Here is a 13,787-nt window from a genome sequence, read left to right on the forward strand (position 1 = left end):
GTGCCTGCCCCCGGCGGCCGTCGGCCTCCCGGTCCACGTCGGTCCTCTGGTCCGCCGGGCGGGCGCGGCCGAGTCCCCCGACCGTCCACCTGGACCGGGTAGAGGCCCTCGCTCGCCGCCGTGGTTTGGCCGAGCTGCTGGATCGGCACGCCCCCTCGGCCCTGACCAGACAGCGGTGGGCGAACATCCGGCCCTGGCCGCGCTCCGGCGCGCAGCAGGGTGAGGCTTTATCCTGCGCTGCCCGCCGGTGTCCCGCCCTCCAGCCGCTCCACACGCATCCCGGTTGCCGGGCGTCCCCACGAGCGTGACGATGAAAACGGTGACCTCCGCCGTCAGCGAGGAGGACCTCATGACCACGGGTCGAAACCGTTGGGTACTGCTCTCCCTCTCCGTGGCGCTGGCAGCCGGCCTCGTGACGGCCACGGGCGACACCACGACCGCCGCGCCTGTCGGCCACCAGCCGGCCGAAGTGGCGGCCGACGCCCCGTCACCGCAGCCCACGGACATGTCAGCAGAGGCGGAGCAATACCTGACGCAAGTTCTGGACCTGCTCCAGAACAACTCGCTGGACCGGAACAGGGTCGACTGGCCTCAGGTCAGGCGTCAGGCGTTCACCGAAGCCGCCGGGGCCAGGACCACCGCCGACACCTACGACGCCATCGACCTCGCCGTCAAATCCCTCGACAACCCCCACACCCTCTTCCTCAGGCCGCAGCAGGCCGCCGCGATGAACCCGTCCATCGAGGTACCCGGCACCTCGGGGCCGCCGCCGGTACCCCGCGGCCGCCTCGTCGGACAGAAGATCGGCTACGTGTCGCTCCCGACCACGGAGAAGATCCCGGGCTACGCCCGGGCAGGCGCACAGGTGGTCCGTACGCTCGACGCCTCCAAGCCCTGCGGGTGGATCGTCGACCTGCGCGAGGACAGCGGAGGAGCGATCTGGCCCAAGCTCGACGTCCTGGCACCGTTGCTGGGTGACGGTCGCCTCGGCGCCTTCGTAGGCGCCGACGGCAAGCAGAGCGCATGGGAGCTGAACAAGGGCCAGCTGTCCGTCGGCGGTGAAGTCATCCCCAAGGACTTCCCCCCGAACATCGAAACAGGCGAGTCGGGCGTCAGGGACTACGTGACCCACAACGCGTACGTATTGCATCGGCCCCGGCCACCGGTCGCGGTCCTCACGGGACCCGAGACAGCGAGTGCCGGCGAAGCCACCCTGATCGCCTTCCGCGGCCGACCGGAGAGCCGAAGCTTCGGACTGCCCACGGCCGGGCTGGCAACAGGCAACGCGACCTACCCGCTCAGTGACGGCGCGCTCCTCGTACTCACGGAAAATGCCGATCTGGACCGCACCGGGCGCCGCTACACGAACACCCCCATCGCCCCCGACGTCCGCGTGGACTTCACCGACCGCGACGTGGCCCGCGGCACCGGGGATCCGGTGATCGAGGCCGCCCGGAAGTGGCTGGAGTCACGGCCCGCCTGCCGGCCGTGACCATCGGTGGCGGTGGAGCAAGTCCGGCGGTCGGGGCGAGGTCCGTGCGGGCCATGAGTAGTATATGGATATGGTTTCCATTACCAATAAGCAGTCGCCAGAGAGAGGCCGGTAACACCCATGTCCGCCCACTGCCAACTGACCGGCTCCAAGCCCGGGTTCGGCAACAACATCTCCCACTCCCACCGGCGTACGTCACGCCGCTTCGACCCGAACATCCAGAGCAAGCGCTACTGGCTGCCCAGCGAGGGCCGCAATGTCCGCCTGACTCTGAGCGCCAAGGCGATCAAGACTGTGGACGTGATCGGCATCGAAGCAGCCGTGGCCCGGATCCGGGCGCGGGGAGGAAAGGTCTGATGGCCAAGAAGAGCAAGATCGCACGGAACGAGAAGCGCAAGACAACCGTCGAGCGATATGCCGCCCGGCGAGCCGCACTGAAGTCGATCATCAGCCGCCCGTCGACCACCGACTCAGAACGGCGCGCCGCCCTGACCGAGTTGCACAAGCAGCCCCGCAACGCGAGTGCCACCCGGGTACGCAACCGCGACAGCGTGGACGGCCGCCCACGCGGCTACCTGCGCAAGTTCGGACTCTCCCGGGTCCGCACCCGCCAGCAGGCACACGCCGGATTCCTTCCGGGAGTGACCAAGTCCTCCTGGTAATCCACGCCGAATGACGTCGCAGCCGCGACTCGCACCCCACCGCACGGGCTCGGTGGGGTGCTTCGGCTGCGGCACCCACCCCCAGAAGACTCGACTGCAGCGCGGGACGGTCGCGGCGAACCGCTCACCCCGGCCGAGGCCGCCGCGCGCCGACGGAAGCCGCGCCCGCCTCGACACCATGGTCACCGTCGTGAACGCCGCGAACTTCCTGCCCGAACTCGCCGGCGGCGACGAACTCTCCGCCCGCGGCCTCGACCAGTACGAGGACGATGAGCGCACCGTCAGCGACCTCCTCATGGACCAGATCGAGTTCGCGGACGTCATCGTCCTCAACAAGCTCGACCTGGTCGGGCCGACCGAGATCGCCAGGCTCCGCGCGACACTCTCGCGACTGAACCCCGAGGCGAGGATCGTTCCCGCCATCCGCGGCCAGGTGATCCTCGAACAGGTTCTGGACACCGGCCTGTTCGACGTCGAGCGCGCCCAGCAGGCGCCGGGCTGGGTCAAGGAGCTCAACGGCGGCCACGTCCCGGAGACCGAGGAGTACGGAATCTCCTCGCTCGTCTTCCGCTCCGACCTCCCCTTCCACCCCGACCGGCTGTGGACTTTCGTCACCAAGGGCCTCGACAGCGGCACCTTCGGGCAGATCCTGCGCTCCAAGGGCTTCTTCTGGCTGGCCAGCCGCCCCCGTGTGACCGGCCTCTGGTCCCAGGCCGGTGCGGTCGCCCGCTTCGAACCTTCGGGCGCCCGCGGACCGGATACCGCGCAGGGCCAGGAGCTCGTCTTCATCGGCACGGGCCAGCGCGCCGACGCGTTGCGGGCGGCCCTCGAAGCCTGCCTGCTCGGGCCGGGCGAAGCCGTGCCCGCCGGGGACGCCTTCCCGGACTCGGAGACGTACGGGATCGACGACGCCTGCGAGCACGAACGCGCGCAGGCCGTGGGCTCCGCCGCCTGAGACTCCGGGCCGGACGGTGGGCGCAGCCACGGCATCGTCCGGGCCGGCCTTGCAGCCGCTTATTGAATATGATTTCCATTCCCGTATACTGAGGCCATGGCACGCAACGAAGTACGTCCGATCATCAAGCTCCGCTCCACCGCCGGCACCGGCTACACCTACGTCACCCGCAAGAGCCGGCGCAACGACCCGGACCGGATGACCCTGCGCAAGTACGACCCGGTCGCCCGCCGGCACGTCGACTTCCGCGAAGAGCGCTGACCCCTCCTCCCCCGAAGAGAGCCACCCCATGAAGCCTGGAATCCACCCCGCCTACGGCCCCGTCGTCTTCCGCGACAAAGCCGCCGACTTCGCCTTCCTCACCCGCTCCACCGCCACCAGCGACAAGACGGTGGACTGGGAGGACGGCAACACCTACCCCGTCATCGACGTCGAGATCTCCTCGCAGAGCCACCCCTTCTACACCGGCACCGCCCGCGTCCTGGACACCGCCGGCCGCGTCGAACGCTTCGAGCGCCGCTACGGAGGGCGTAAGTGACCCTCCCCGTAGTGATCGTCGGCGGCATGCACACCGACGCACGCAAGGAGACCGTCGAACACCTGCTGCGCTCCGTGCCGGGAAGTGTCGCCCTGCACCACGATCTGTCCTCGGCTGCCGGCGGCAACGTGCTTCGCACGCTGCGCGATTCTGGGGGTGAGCTGTCCGCCGCCGAGACTCCGCTGGTCAACGACTGCGCCTGCTGCGCACTGCGCGAGGACCTCGTCCCTGAGCTGGAGCGGCTGGCCGCCGACGGTCTGACCCGGCTGGCGGTGGTGGAGCTCTGGGATTCTGTCGAGCCCAGGGCGATGGCCGAGGTCGTGGCCGCCCATGCCGGTGATTCACTGGAACTCACCAATGTGATCACCGCCGTTGACCCGGCGCTCGTCCTGCCCTGCCTCGGCAACGGGGACGACCTCACCGAGGCCGGTCTCGCCGCCGCGGCGACCGACCAGCGGACCGTCGGGGACACCTGGGCCCGCCAGCTCGAATACGCGCCGGTCCTCGCGATCGCCGACAGCGAGGAGGCCGACGACGAGGACCGCGCGCTGCTCGCCCAGCTGCACCCGACGGCCCTCCAGGTGCCCACCGGCTCCAGCGAACTCACCCGCTTGGCGTTCGCCGGCTTCGATGTGGAGGCGGCCGCCGCTGCCCAGCACCCTGCCTGTGCGCTCCTCCCCCAGGAGGCCGACGAGACCGGAGTCGCCACACTCGTATGGCAGCGCCGTCGGCCGTTCCACCCCGAGCGGCTCTACGAGGCCCTGGAGGACCTGACGTGTGCTGCGGCCCGGAGCCGCGGCCGGTTCTGGCTCGCCGACCGTCCCGACACCCTCCTCGCCTGGGACGCGGCCGGCGGCGCGCTGTGTGTGGAGAGCGTCGGCCCCTGGCTGGCCTCGCTCCCCGATGCCGCCTGGGATCTGGTCCCCGCCATGCGTCAGGCCGCGGCCGCCCTCGACTGGGACCCCGAGCACGGCGACTGCTGCCAGCACCTGGTCTTCACCTCGCCGGGCCTCGACCGCGAGGGGATCGAACAGCTCCTGGATTCCTGCCTCCTGACCGAAGCCGAGTACACGGCCGGGCGCGCAGCGTGGAAGCAGCTCCCCGCCGCCTTCGGTCCGTTGCTCGACTCCGTTTCCTGACCCCTCCCCGCCCCCACTCACCGACACTCCGTAACCCCGTAGCCCCGTAACCACGTAACCCGAGGAACGCCCATGGACCGCCGCCCCTCCCCCAGCAAGCGCCTGAACTCCCGCCCCAACCCGCTGGACACGGCAGGAATCACTTACATCGACTACAAGGACACCGATCTGCTCCGTAAGTTCATCTCCGACCGGGGCAAGATCCGCAGCCGCCGGGTCACCCGTGTCACGGCGCAGCAGCAGCGCGAGCTCGCACTGGCCATCAAGAACGCCCGCGAGATGGCCCTGCTCCCGTACGCCGGCCGATAGCAGACGACCTGTGCGCCCCTCAGCCGCCGCCCGGTCGTCCGGCGGGCTGATCACGGGCGGTGCGGTGATCGCGGCCGATTTCGCTAGGCCGCCGGTCAGCGCACGCAAGGGCGGCTGGCTAGGCTCCGGGCATGAGCGGACCGGTGCTGGTGATCGAGTTGGCGGAGGCCGTCCCCCTTGAGGCGATCCAGCGGCTCCGCGAGTTCCTTGTGCGCTCCTCAGCACGTTTCGAGGAGAAGCGGGTCGGCGAGTATGACGTGAACATTCACGCGGAGAGCCTCGGCATTGCGGACACCGGGGGCGTCGACGCACGTCGACCCGTCATGGTCTCGCTCATGGGGCCCGGCATCGGCGACGAGGCCATATTCGAAGCCGAGCACGCCGAAGAAGTCGACCAGGAGGCTCTTATCGGCTTCACCCCGAGCCACGCCGTCGATGTCATCGCGTTCTGCAACAGACCAGTTGATCACGTGGTCACGGCCCTGCTGACAGCCTGCGTCCTGGACGTGATCGGTGGCGTCGCCAATGTCGAACTGCGCGAAGACCAGGTGCCCATCGTGGCTGGCCTTCCGGGCATCGTCGCAACGATGACCGACCCATGGCCCGCCGTGTACGGCTCGGCGGAGTTCCTCAGAGCGTGGACCCAACAGCCCGGCTTCCGGCTCTTGAAGTAGCCGGAACTCCAACCGACTCGCGCGAGTAGTACCCGCTTGCGCAGCAGGTCGAAGCCAGTGCGGCCGCCATTTGCCGCTTCATCGTCTTGCTCCTGCTGACGGCGCCGTCCACCGGTCCGGAGTTCCAGTGGGTGGTCTGTCGGCGATCGCGGCGTCGAGGTCGGTCTCCAGGCCGACGCCGAGGGTGTCGATACCCGGCAGGCCGGCTCGCGTGCCGGGAAGCGGTTCCGTCCCCCCATGCGTCCTCATCCGAATGGGCGGTCGCCGCGGAGCCTGTAATGCCACCAACCGCCTCTCCTCCAAGGATCGCGAAACGCGAAGGGATCAGGAAGGGTCCTGCGCCAGAGCTCTGCGTCGAGCCGAGCGAGAAGCACCCCCAACTCCCGGCGCGCCGGCGCAGGCAGCAACACCACCACAAGCTCCAACGTGTCCCTCGCCACTGCCACATCCTCGAGCCTGTCCGAAGGACACGGACACACAGCAAAAGCCACCTCGAGATACCGGCCCGGCTGGGCCAGGAACCGCCGCAGCCAACGCACAGCGGTTTCAGTGGCACCAGGCCACACGTCCTCAGAGTCCGATTTCCGCTCGGCCCGCAACACAGCTGCGGATATGCGCAGCGACAGCCGGTCGATCCGGTGAGGTCGACCCACGACCGAGAGCCTGGGGTGAAGGGCACGCAACGCGCCCGGCCGCTTACGCGGCATAACCCTTTCGGGTAGCGATCTTCATACCAGCATCTTCACACACGCCAAACCCAGCGTCGACCCTCACATCGACAGCCACGTGCGGCGCCACCGTGCGGCCAACCGCGCGCGGCGGTCCGATGAGTTCACCGGGAGGGGGCGGTCAAGGTGCTGACCGCTCTGTCAGTATCGTTGCTCTCTTCGGGTGCCGTCGGGGCCCGGAGTCCCTGAGGTGACTGCCGATGACTGGTGGCGAACTGCCCGTCGTGTGGAGCCTGCCCGCCGAGGACGCCCGAGCTGGATGGCGAGCCCTGTCGTGGGCCGTCGGACCGGACGGCGCACTCGCGGTGATCCTGGTCCACCAGGAGAACTTGCGCCGTTCCCCCGCGACGACGGCATCTGGACCGCGTACGGCGACGAGGGCATCTACGGCGATCATCCAGAGCCCCGCGACGGCCTGGCCCGGTGGAACACCGACGGCATCACCGTCCGCAGCGCCCGCATGCTCCTCACCCGCCCGCCCCACAACCGTCCCGCAGTCGAACTGACCCACGCGGAACTCATCGAAGGAACCTGGCACATCACCACCCACGAAGAGCTGAGCCTGCCAGGACTCATGACCAGGCACTGCTCCCAGGGGCCGCGACGGCACACTCTGGCTCCGCGCGGACGACACCTGGGTACAGATCAAAGCCTGACGAGCGAACCCCGCCTCCCCCGCACAGACCGTTCACACGCAGCCGCAATCAGTTTCCCGATATCGAGGCCGCCGGGGCGATCCGCCGAGCTCGACCGATGCCGCCGGCCGCCGGCCTGGCTGGAGACCACCGGGAGCTGGGATGATGTGACCAGATGCCCGCTGGGTGGGCGCGCGTACCACGAGGGGAACGCCGTGACTGACTATCTGGCCGCTGCCGTAGCGATGCTCGGCCCGGCGCAGAACCGCTACGCCGACCCGGCCGCCTGGGAGCGGCTCCATGCCGAACTCGGATTCCGGCTGCCGACGGACTTTCAAGCCCTGGTGGACGCATACGCTCCCATCCAGCTCAACGACCACCTGTACCTGCACCACCCCGCAACCGAACCCTGGAACCTGGGCCAGCAGATCCGGCGCACGGCGCAAGCCTGGTCCGACGTGCCGTGGGACGACCTCCACCCGGATGAAGACCCGCGCCTGCTCTTCGGACTCGTGGAGTTGAGTTTCGGCACCCGCGACGGGCTGTGGCCGATCGCGAGCACCGACCGCGGAGAAACGATCTTCCTGGCCGATGCGGGCAGCACAACCCCGTGGCTCCTGATCGCAGACGGGGACGGGGGCTGGGCACGATACGACATGGGCTTCGCCGAATGGCTCTACCGCTACCTCATCGGCGAAGACATGGCCGGCCCCAACAGCTCCGCCTTCTACCCCGGTCCGGTGCAGCTGTGTCGACTCCCCATGACGGCCGACGAACGCCCAGAGCCGTGGAACGGACCGGACCGCGGCATGTGACCCTGCAAGCCCGTCAACCAGCCGGGTGCGGCGGTGCGGACGGCTGCGGAGCGTGGGGCCGGCGGACGGGGTGGCCGTCAGGGCCGTCGGTGAGCCAGGAACCGTCGCCCAGGGGCACCAGTTCGTACGGGCTGCTCACCTCGGCGTTGATTGCTCCACTGACCCTGCCCGTGCACAACTCGACCAGGTGGTAGCGGAACCAGTCCTCCCCGTCCTGACTCTCACCGCTCAGGCTGACGACGGCCGTGTCCTCGGTCAAATAGCCGCCGCTCCATTCCACGAACGACTCCTCCGGGTCGCACCCGAAGGCCTCCAGGGAGAGAGTCAGGATCACGTCCCCGCTGGGGTGGTGGTGGAAGGCGACGTCCGCCTGCTCGTGGTCGACAGTCATGAACTGCTGCCCGGACGGCGCCAGGTCGATGAGGCAGCGGTCCCACCCCGGGTACGTCACGAACTCCGGCTCACCGTCCGCACCTGCCGTCCCTCGGAGGATGACGGAGCCATCCTGACCCTCACCGATGGTGAGGTAGACGCTGCCGTCCACGGGATGCAGGTGGTGGCCGGCGCCGTGCCCGGCCGTCCCCAGCTCCCGGCGGGCGAGAACCGCACCGCTATCAGCGTCGAGCACCACCCACTGGTCTTTGCCCCCGCGTCGCGCCATCACGTCCGGCCGGTAGACCCACACCGTCCGGCCGTCCAGAGACAGCGCACAGCCGGGCCGGTGGCCATGGCGTGCGTCAGAGTGCGGCTCGAAGTCCGAAGCCCAGACCAAGTCGCCGGTGCGCGAGAGGCAGATGACACTGTTCAGCGTCGTGTACACGACCCGCTCCAGATCGTGCGGGACCACCGCCTCTTCGACCTCGTCGCCAGCCCGCGGCTGGAACACCGCGGCGGGCTCCAGCGTCCCGTAGGCACCGGGGGCCACGACGTAGGCATGGATCCGCCCGTCGCGGTGGCGCGTGATGACCTTGGGTGGCGGCGCAGGAATCATCCGCTGAGGCTAACGCCCAGGTCAGGCCGACTGATATCCGGGGTGGTGTGCACGCCGAGCGAGGTATGCGCAGGCCAACCACAACGCCCTGACTGGCCAACTGTCGGGCGCTGACCGCTCCCCCGTGATGCCTGCGTCGTCCTGGGGGCCGTATGAATGCGTTGTTTAGCATCCGGCGTGTTCGCACCAGGCCGGCGCAGGGCTCGAATGCTCGTTCCCAAGGAAATGCGCGCGCAAGTGGAGGATGTCGCGGACGCGGCAGCCGTGATCCTGTGTCAGGGTCAGGGGCAGGTGCAGGTGCAGGTGCAGGTGCAGGTGCAGGTGCAGGTGCAGCGTCCGCACAACTCCACTCACGTGGCATAACAACGCGGCGGTGCGGTGCAGCCCCGGCAACTACCGCGGCTGGATGTTCTTCAAGGTCGTCTTCCATCCCGGCTACAACCCTCCCACGGCCTCCGCCAACGGCCTCGGCCAGGAAGTGGCCCTCTCCTGCTGATCCGCTGCCACCGGAAGGTGTCCCCCCCCACGCGTGCACCACGCCCCGGGGGCCCCATTCCCGCCAGTACGAAGCCGTTCCACCTGGGTCGGCCGGGTATGTGGCGGATGCACCTGGGCCAGGGCTCGAATCTCCATCCACGGCCCTGGCACACGTGGGAACTCCAGGTCACTGACCCCGCAGCCGCGGTCCTGGAGATCACAGGGGCCGGCGACTGGGCGGCCTTCGTCGGGCGATACCTGCTCGTGCACGGCCGCGCCGTGTACCCCGACTGGGGCAAGGTCGCCCAGGACCACGCCGGGGTGCACGTCACCCTCCGCGCGATCCTTGCGGCCCAGGGCTTCAGCTTCGCCGTCGAGGACGGGCTGACCGCCCCTCCCTTCTGGGATATCGAATCCGTCCTGTGGCTCCGGTGGTGCTTCTCCTCCGTCCGCCTCGCGGAAGTAGCACCGCCCAACGCCTCCTGACGGTTCGCCACCAGGCTTCGCGGTCGGATGGCCGCACCCCACACCTGGCTAGCCGGTCAGTGCTGCAAGTTCGCCCAGGATTCGAGCCGCTGGTGCCGGATCGATCAGCCACTTCAGGTGGCTGCCCTCAAGGGTGCGGACGTCGTACGGGTTGTCCGGCGTGAGTGCGTTGCCTTCGCGGATCAGCCGGTCCTGTATCGCGAGCGGCAGGCTGGTGTCGTCGGCCAGGCGGACGTAGGTCTTCGGGATGCGGCCCCAGGTCTCGGCCTGCGCCCGGTCGGCGGAGGTGCCGACATCCAGGTTCTCGTCCGGCTGGAAGGTGTTCAGGAAGGTCAGGAACTGCTCGTCGGTGCCGTCGGCGAGGAAGGCCGCCTTGAAGGCTGCGAGGGCGTCCGGATTCGCGGTGCGGAAGTTGACGCGGAGCAGACCGAGTTCGGCAGGGTTCCCGGCCAGCGCCAAGGCCAGGGAAGCGGCGTCGACCGTGGCCATCTCAGGCTCGGTGTAGTAGTCACTGACATCCAGGTCGACGGGGCACCAGGCCGAGACGTAGACGATGCGGTCGATCAGATCTGGCCGCGCGTTGGCCGCAGCGGTGGCCGTCATGCCGCCGCGGCTGTGGGAGACGAGGATCACCGGCCCGTTCTGCTTGGCCCGTTCGAGGATCCTGATCAGGTGCGCGGCGTTGTCGGCCAGCGTGACGCCCTTGATCGAGCCGGGTGCCGTGGCCAGGCCTTCGGCGTCTTGTGGCGTCTGGTAGGCGCGCGTGTAGGTCGCCTCGAAACCATGGCCGGGTAGGTCGACGGCGACCGAACGGTGTCCTAGAAGGCCGAGTTCGGCCTGGAGCGGCGCGAAGGAGAAGGAGTTGGAGAAGGCTCCGTGAACCAGTACGAGTGTCGGTTGCATCTGTCTGCTCACTTTCTGGCGTCCTGCGGCATCGGTGGCACGTGCATCGCTGGTCCCGGCTCGCGGTCGCCTGCTCGGACCGGACGTCCCAGCAGGACCGGAGGGGGCCGTCCTCAACACACGCAGCTCGTGCCGCTCACACTTCGATGGCACAAACATATTGATCATCAAAGCTCGATGGCAATGAACAAGGTTCGAGGCACAGGAGGGGTCGGTCACAGCGCCTGCGGCCGCCGCCGTGTAACCAGCCGGCGCCACGCCGGCCACACCACCCGGAGGCCCGACCGCGGGGCGGGGGTTTGCGGGCGGCGATCGGGAGCAGACGAGCGGTCACGACCAATCCGGTACTACACGAGGAGGTCCCCGATGTCGGGTACGGAGAAGAGCAAGGCGCACGGCGAGCAGGCCAAGGGCAAGGTCGAGGAGACCGTCGGCCGGGCCGTCGGCAACGAACGCATGACCGCCGAGGGCCGGGCCGACCAGGCCAAGGGCAAGGCGCGCCACGCCAAGGAAGACGTCAAGGACGCCTTCCGCCACTAGCCCGGAGGCCGACGCCCCCTCATACCGGCTGGGCCCCGACCCCCTCCCCCCGGGTCGGGGCCCAGCCGCGTCCCGAACCACGTTCAGCCTGAGAAGGCTGCGGAGGTATCAGCGGTGGTCGCGTGGTCCGCGCGCGACGAGCGGGCGGCCGCCGTCCTCCGGCAGGACAACGAGGAACCGCCAGTGGTCGTCCTCGACATTCGCCAATCCGATGGTCGCTGCGGCTGCGAAGGCCTCGGCAGCGGGCCCTGCACCATCGGTCAGCCCATCGAGCCTCGCGTGGAACTTCACCAGATCTGCGGAGGAGCCGTTGATCCACAAGCGGACCTTCGCACCCTGGTGAAGAGCAGCGAGCAAATCGTCGCGAGCCCGGTCCTGCGCTGCTGCCCGGACTCGGCCATGAAGGCGCTCCTGGGCGCTTGGCTGCGTCGGAGCGGTCTCCGCCTCCCGGCGACACCGCCGGCACGACTGCAGGGCCTCGGGCACGAACAGGTGCAGATGGAGGGTGGTGTGCCGCGCCGATATGCCGCACAGCGTCCCGCGCGCGCCCACCGCGTGCTCGACGCCGGGAGCGCCGTTCACCTCGCAGACACCGAATCGGGCCGGCTCCCGCGCCGTCGCGAACGACCAGCCATCGGTCGGGGTATCGATCACGCGGCCGAGCATGCCACAGCCCTTCCTCGCCCAGCACTGACCGGTGCGACGACGGCGTGCCCCGGCCTGGCCCGGCCCCTGGATGGCCGCCGTCGGATTGCGGGCGCACCGCAGTACGGGTGAGCTCACCGGCCCTGGCAGCGCTGCCAGACGGGGAAGAGCGCGGACACGTTCACGACCGTGCCGACCGTGATGGCCCAGCTGTGCTCGGACTCCCAGCTCGAGATCGGGCCCAAGGTCCAGGTCAGCTCCGGTACCGACGGAAACCGCTTCCACTTGAGCGCAGCGGCCGTGTTCGGCAACGGCACCCAGGACAGTGCCTTCCTGCCCTGGGCGGACATGGCGGACGGCGGCGACACCACGATCCGCGGACGGGTCCTCGCCGTCGCCTCCGGCGGGCTGTCCAGACCCGTCGCCCTGCCGTTGCCGTCGGACTCCGGACAGGGGCACTTCCTGCGTTCCCCAGGCGATCCCTGACCATTTGGACCGCGTCCGCGGACCCGGATGGCCTGGGGGCCCGACCATCCGCACACTTGGCCTAGGCTGACCCCCATGGTGGGGCACTCAAGTACACGGCAGCGGCTGGTCGTCGCCCTCGTCTCCTTCGTCCTGGCGACCGTCGCGACGATCGTGGCGGCGTCGTCCTCGACCGGGCCGGCGTCCGACGCGGACCCGCGCGCCGCCGGGGGCCTGCAGCGGCCCCCCGAGCCGCCCAAGGAGCACGATCTGCGGCTCGGCCTCTCCTACGGCGACACCCTCACCTGGAAGTCCGACGACGGCCTGGCCGCCGCCCTCAACGACGCCGTGGGCCTCGGCACCACCTGGATCCGGGTGGACCTGTCCTGGAACAACATCCAGCCGGACAGCCCCCGCGGCTACCAGTGGCAGCGCTTCGACCGGATCGTCAAGGCGGCCCGCGAACGCAACCTCGACGTCCTCGCCACGGTCGCCTACACCCCCGCGTGGGCGCGGTCCGCGTCCTGTACGGGGCAGCGGCCCACGTGTCCGCCGGCGGACCCGAAGAAGTTCGCGGCCTTCGCCAAGCTCGCGGCCCTGCGCTACGCGCCCCAGGGCGTGCACACCTGGGAGGTCTGGAACGAGCCCAACATCCCCCAGTTCTGGTACCCCAAGCCCGACGCCAAGGGGTACACCGCGCTGCTGAAGTCCACCACGGCCGCACTGCGCGAAGCCGACCCGACGGCCTACGTCCTCATGGGCGGGCTGGCCGCGGTCGGCACCTGGGAGTCGATCAGCTACGTCTCCCACCTGGACTTCCTGGAGCAGGTCTGCCGGCTCGGCGGCAACAAGGCGGTCGACGCGATCAGCTACCACCCCTACGCCTGGCCCCAGCTCCCGCACGACGGCAAGGTGTTCAAGGAGGTCAGCAGCGCCGGTGAGAACCTGGTCGGCATCGCCGAGCGGCACGGCACGCCCGGCCTGCCCGTGTGGCTGACCGAGACGGGCGCGCCGACCAACGGCCCCGGCAACGCCGCGGCCAACGAGAAGTCCCGGGCCGAGAACATCACGCACGTCACGGAGGAGTTCCAGGCGCGGATCGCCACCGACACCGTGCCGACCGCCGCGCAGGACAAGTACGTGGCGGCCGCGTTCTGGTTCGCCCACCAGGACACGGCCACCGGCAACGACAAGAGCCACTCCAAGTACTACGGGCTGCGCCGCTACGACGGTTCCGCGAAGCCGGCGTTCGCCGCGCTGCGGACCGCGATCGAGGAGTACGAGAAGAAGCAGCCGAAGTAGCGGCGCCCGCGCCCCGGGGCTCCGGCGCCGG

At 69.5% G+C, this 13,787-nt stretch carries 19 protein-coding genes; 16 read left to right on the plus strand and 3 right to left on the minus strand.

Annotation, left to right across the window (positions count from 1 at the left end):
* Positions 1-349: 349 nt before the first annotated feature.
* The 10 genes from ACZ4TG_RS07825 to ACZ4TG_RS07870 all read left to right on the plus strand — a co-directional run bounded on the left by ACZ4TG_RS07825 (position 350) and on the right by ACZ4TG_RS07870 (position 7,947).
* On the plus strand, positions 350-1,492 hold the full coding sequence (locus ACZ4TG_RS07825) for a S41 family peptidase (RefSeq protein WP_468160554.1): 1,143 nt from the start codon (positions 350-352) through the stop codon (positions 1,490-1,492).
* A 120-nt stretch (positions 1,493-1,612) separates the two neighbouring features.
* Positions 1,613-1,849 carry a 50S ribosomal protein L28 gene (gene rpmB / locus ACZ4TG_RS07830; protein WP_468160555.1) on the plus strand — a complete coding sequence of 79 codons (237 nt, stop codon included), beginning with the start codon at positions 1,613-1,615 and terminating at the stop codon, positions 1,847-1,849.
* Positions 1,849-2,154 (plus strand): 30S ribosomal protein S14, encoded by a 306-nt coding sequence (rpsN, locus tag ACZ4TG_RS07835; protein WP_468160556.1) that lies wholly within the window; start codon positions 1,849-1,851, stop codon positions 2,152-2,154. Before rpmB ends, rpsN begins: the two co-directional genes overlap by 1 nt.
* 10 nt (positions 2,155-2,164) lie before the next feature.
* Positions 2,165-3,109, plus strand: a complete 945-nt coding sequence (locus tag ACZ4TG_RS07840) for a GTP-binding protein (RefSeq protein WP_468160557.1) — start codon at positions 2,165-2,167, stop codon at positions 3,107-3,109.
* A gap of 96 nt (positions 3,110-3,205) precedes the next feature.
* Positions 3,206-3,370 carry a 50S ribosomal protein L33 gene (gene rpmG, locus ACZ4TG_RS07845; RefSeq protein WP_468160558.1) on the plus strand — a complete coding sequence of 55 codons (165 nt, stop codon included), beginning with the start codon at positions 3,206-3,208 and terminating at the stop codon, positions 3,368-3,370.
* Between the two features lie 28 nt (positions 3,371-3,398).
* Positions 3,399-3,647: a type B 50S ribosomal protein L31 gene (locus tag ACZ4TG_RS07850; protein ID WP_467734918.1), complete on the plus strand. Its 249-nt coding sequence runs from the start codon at positions 3,399-3,401 to the stop codon at positions 3,645-3,647.
* A 26-nt stretch (positions 3,648-3,673) separates the two neighbouring features.
* Positions 3,674-4,786, plus strand: coding sequence for a CobW family GTP-binding protein (locus ACZ4TG_RS07855; RefSeq protein WP_468161416.1), 1,113 nt, complete (start codon positions 3,674-3,676; stop codon positions 4,784-4,786).
* A 72-nt stretch (positions 4,787-4,858) separates the two neighbouring features.
* Positions 4,859-5,095: a 30S ribosomal protein S18 gene (gene rpsR, locus ACZ4TG_RS07860; protein WP_468160559.1), complete on the plus strand. Its 237-nt coding sequence runs from the start codon at positions 4,859-4,861 to the stop codon at positions 5,093-5,095.
* A gap of 131 nt (positions 5,096-5,226) precedes the next feature.
* The gene (locus ACZ4TG_RS07865) at positions 5,227-5,769 is read left to right on the plus strand and encodes a DUF6368 family protein (protein WP_468160560.1); all 543 of its coding nucleotides are present in this window, start codon (positions 5,227-5,229) and stop codon (positions 5,767-5,769) included.
* 1,578 nt (positions 5,770-7,347) lie between these two features.
* Positions 7,348-7,947, plus strand: coding sequence for an SMI1/KNR4 family protein (locus tag ACZ4TG_RS07870; protein WP_468160561.1), 600 nt, complete (start codon positions 7,348-7,350; stop codon positions 7,945-7,947).
* Between the two features lie 13 nt (positions 7,948-7,960).
* On the opposite strand, the gene ACZ4TG_RS07875 is transcribed toward ACZ4TG_RS07870, so the two are convergent.
* Positions 7,961-8,938, minus strand: coding sequence for a hypothetical protein (locus tag ACZ4TG_RS07875; RefSeq protein ID WP_468160562.1), 978 nt, complete (start codon positions 8,936-8,938; stop codon positions 7,961-7,963).
* Positions 8,939-9,145: 207 nt separating this feature from the next.
* Here ACZ4TG_RS07875 and ACZ4TG_RS07880 point away from each other — a divergent pair, with 207 nt between their 5' ends.
* The 3 genes from ACZ4TG_RS07880 (at position 9,146) to ACZ4TG_RS07890 (ending at position 9,901) form a co-directional block, all read left to right on the plus strand.
* Positions 9,146-9,301, plus strand: coding sequence for a hypothetical protein (locus ACZ4TG_RS07880; RefSeq protein ID WP_468160563.1), 156 nt, complete (start codon positions 9,146-9,148; stop codon positions 9,299-9,301).
* 10 nt (positions 9,302-9,311) lie between these two features.
* Positions 9,312-9,434 carry a hypothetical protein gene (locus ACZ4TG_RS07885; RefSeq protein ID WP_468160564.1) on the plus strand — a complete coding sequence of 41 codons (123 nt, stop codon included), beginning with the start codon at positions 9,312-9,314 and terminating at the stop codon, positions 9,432-9,434.
* A gap of 98 nt (positions 9,435-9,532) precedes the next feature.
* Complete coding sequence (locus tag ACZ4TG_RS07890; protein ID WP_468160565.1) at positions 9,533-9,901, plus strand: hypothetical protein; 369 nt, start codon at positions 9,533-9,535, stop codon at positions 9,899-9,901.
* 48 nt (positions 9,902-9,949) lie between these two features.
* Here ACZ4TG_RS07890 and ACZ4TG_RS07895 read toward each other — a convergent pair whose 3' ends face one another.
* Positions 9,950-10,804, minus strand: a complete 855-nt coding sequence (locus ACZ4TG_RS07895; RefSeq protein WP_468160566.1) for an alpha/beta fold hydrolase — start codon at positions 10,802-10,804, stop codon at positions 9,950-9,952.
* 366 nt (positions 10,805-11,170) lie between these two features.
* Here ACZ4TG_RS07895 and ACZ4TG_RS07900 point away from each other — a divergent pair, with 366 nt between their 5' ends.
* Positions 11,171-11,344: a CsbD family protein gene (locus ACZ4TG_RS07900; RefSeq protein ID WP_468160567.1), complete on the plus strand. Its 174-nt coding sequence runs from the start codon at positions 11,171-11,173 to the stop codon at positions 11,342-11,344.
* Between the two features lie 108 nt (positions 11,345-11,452).
* Here the strand turns inward: ACZ4TG_RS07900 and ACZ4TG_RS07905 are convergent, their stop codons facing one another.
* Positions 11,453-12,010, minus strand: a complete 558-nt coding sequence (locus tag ACZ4TG_RS07905) for a hypothetical protein (RefSeq protein WP_468160568.1) — start codon at positions 12,008-12,010, stop codon at positions 11,453-11,455.
* Positions 12,011-12,178: 168 nt separating this feature from the next.
* Between ACZ4TG_RS07905 and ACZ4TG_RS07910 the strand changes: the two genes are divergently transcribed.
* Both ACZ4TG_RS07910 and ACZ4TG_RS07915 read left to right on the plus strand, forming a co-directional pair.
* On the plus strand, positions 12,179-12,475 hold the full coding sequence (locus ACZ4TG_RS07910; RefSeq protein ID WP_468160569.1) for a hypothetical protein: 297 nt from the start codon (positions 12,179-12,181) through the stop codon (positions 12,473-12,475).
* 75 nt (positions 12,476-12,550) lie between these two features.
* Positions 12,551-13,756: a cellulase family glycosylhydrolase gene (locus ACZ4TG_RS07915; protein ID WP_468160570.1), complete on the plus strand. Its 1,206-nt coding sequence runs from the start codon at positions 12,551-12,553 to the stop codon at positions 13,754-13,756.
* The last annotated feature ends 31 nt before the right edge of the window (positions 13,757-13,787 follow it).

This window comes from Streptomyces sp. NPDC028314, from assembly GCF_055565795.1.

Bases quoted from the DNA above. Each gene is read 5' to 3' on its own strand.
- ACZ4TG_RS07825 (WP_468160554.1), top strand. From the start codon at position 350: ATGACCACGGGTCGAAACCGTTGGGTACTGCTCTCCCTCTCCGTGGCG.
- rpmB (WP_468160555.1), top strand. From the start codon at position 1,613: ATGTCCGCCCACTGCCAACTGACCGGCTCCAAGCCCGGGTTCGGCAAC.
- rpsN (WP_468160556.1), top strand. From the start codon at position 1,849: ATGGCCAAGAAGAGCAAGATCGCACGGAACGAGAAGCGCAAGACAACC.
- ACZ4TG_RS07840 (WP_468160557.1), top strand. From the start codon at position 2,165: ATGACGTCGCAGCCGCGACTCGCACCCCACCGCACGGGCTCGGTGGGG.
- rpmG (WP_468160558.1), top strand. From the start codon at position 3,206: ATGGCACGCAACGAAGTACGTCCGATCATCAAGCTCCGCTCCACCGCC.
- ACZ4TG_RS07850 (WP_467734918.1), top strand. From the start codon at position 3,399: ATGAAGCCTGGAATCCACCCCGCCTACGGCCCCGTCGTCTTCCGCGAC.
- ACZ4TG_RS07855 (WP_468161416.1), top strand. From the start codon at position 3,674: ATGCACACCGACGCACGCAAGGAGACCGTCGAACACCTGCTGCGCTCC.
- rpsR (WP_468160559.1), top strand. From the start codon at position 4,859: ATGGACCGCCGCCCCTCCCCCAGCAAGCGCCTGAACTCCCGCCCCAAC.
- ACZ4TG_RS07865 (WP_468160560.1), top strand. From the start codon at position 5,227: ATGAGCGGACCGGTGCTGGTGATCGAGTTGGCGGAGGCCGTCCCCCTT.
- ACZ4TG_RS07875 (WP_468160562.1), bottom strand. From the start codon at position 8,938: ATGATTCCTGCGCCGCCACCCAAGGTCATCACGCGCCACCGCGACGGG.
- ACZ4TG_RS07880 (WP_468160563.1), top strand. From the start codon at position 9,146: ATGCTCGTTCCCAAGGAAATGCGCGCGCAAGTGGAGGATGTCGCGGAC.
- ACZ4TG_RS07890 (WP_468160565.1), top strand. From the start codon at position 9,533: ATGTGGCGGATGCACCTGGGCCAGGGCTCGAATCTCCATCCACGGCCC.
- ACZ4TG_RS07895 (WP_468160566.1), bottom strand. From the start codon at position 10,804: ATGCAACCGACACTCGTACTGGTTCACGGAGCCTTCTCCAACTCCTTC.
- ACZ4TG_RS07900 (WP_468160567.1), top strand. From the start codon at position 11,171: ATGTCGGGTACGGAGAAGAGCAAGGCGCACGGCGAGCAGGCCAAGGGC.
- ACZ4TG_RS07905 (WP_468160568.1), bottom strand. From the start codon at position 12,010: ATGCTCGGCCGCGTGATCGATACCCCGACCGATGGCTGGTCGTTCGCG.
- ACZ4TG_RS07915 (WP_468160570.1), top strand. From the start codon at position 12,551: ATGGTGGGGCACTCAAGTACACGGCAGCGGCTGGTCGTCGCCCTCGTC.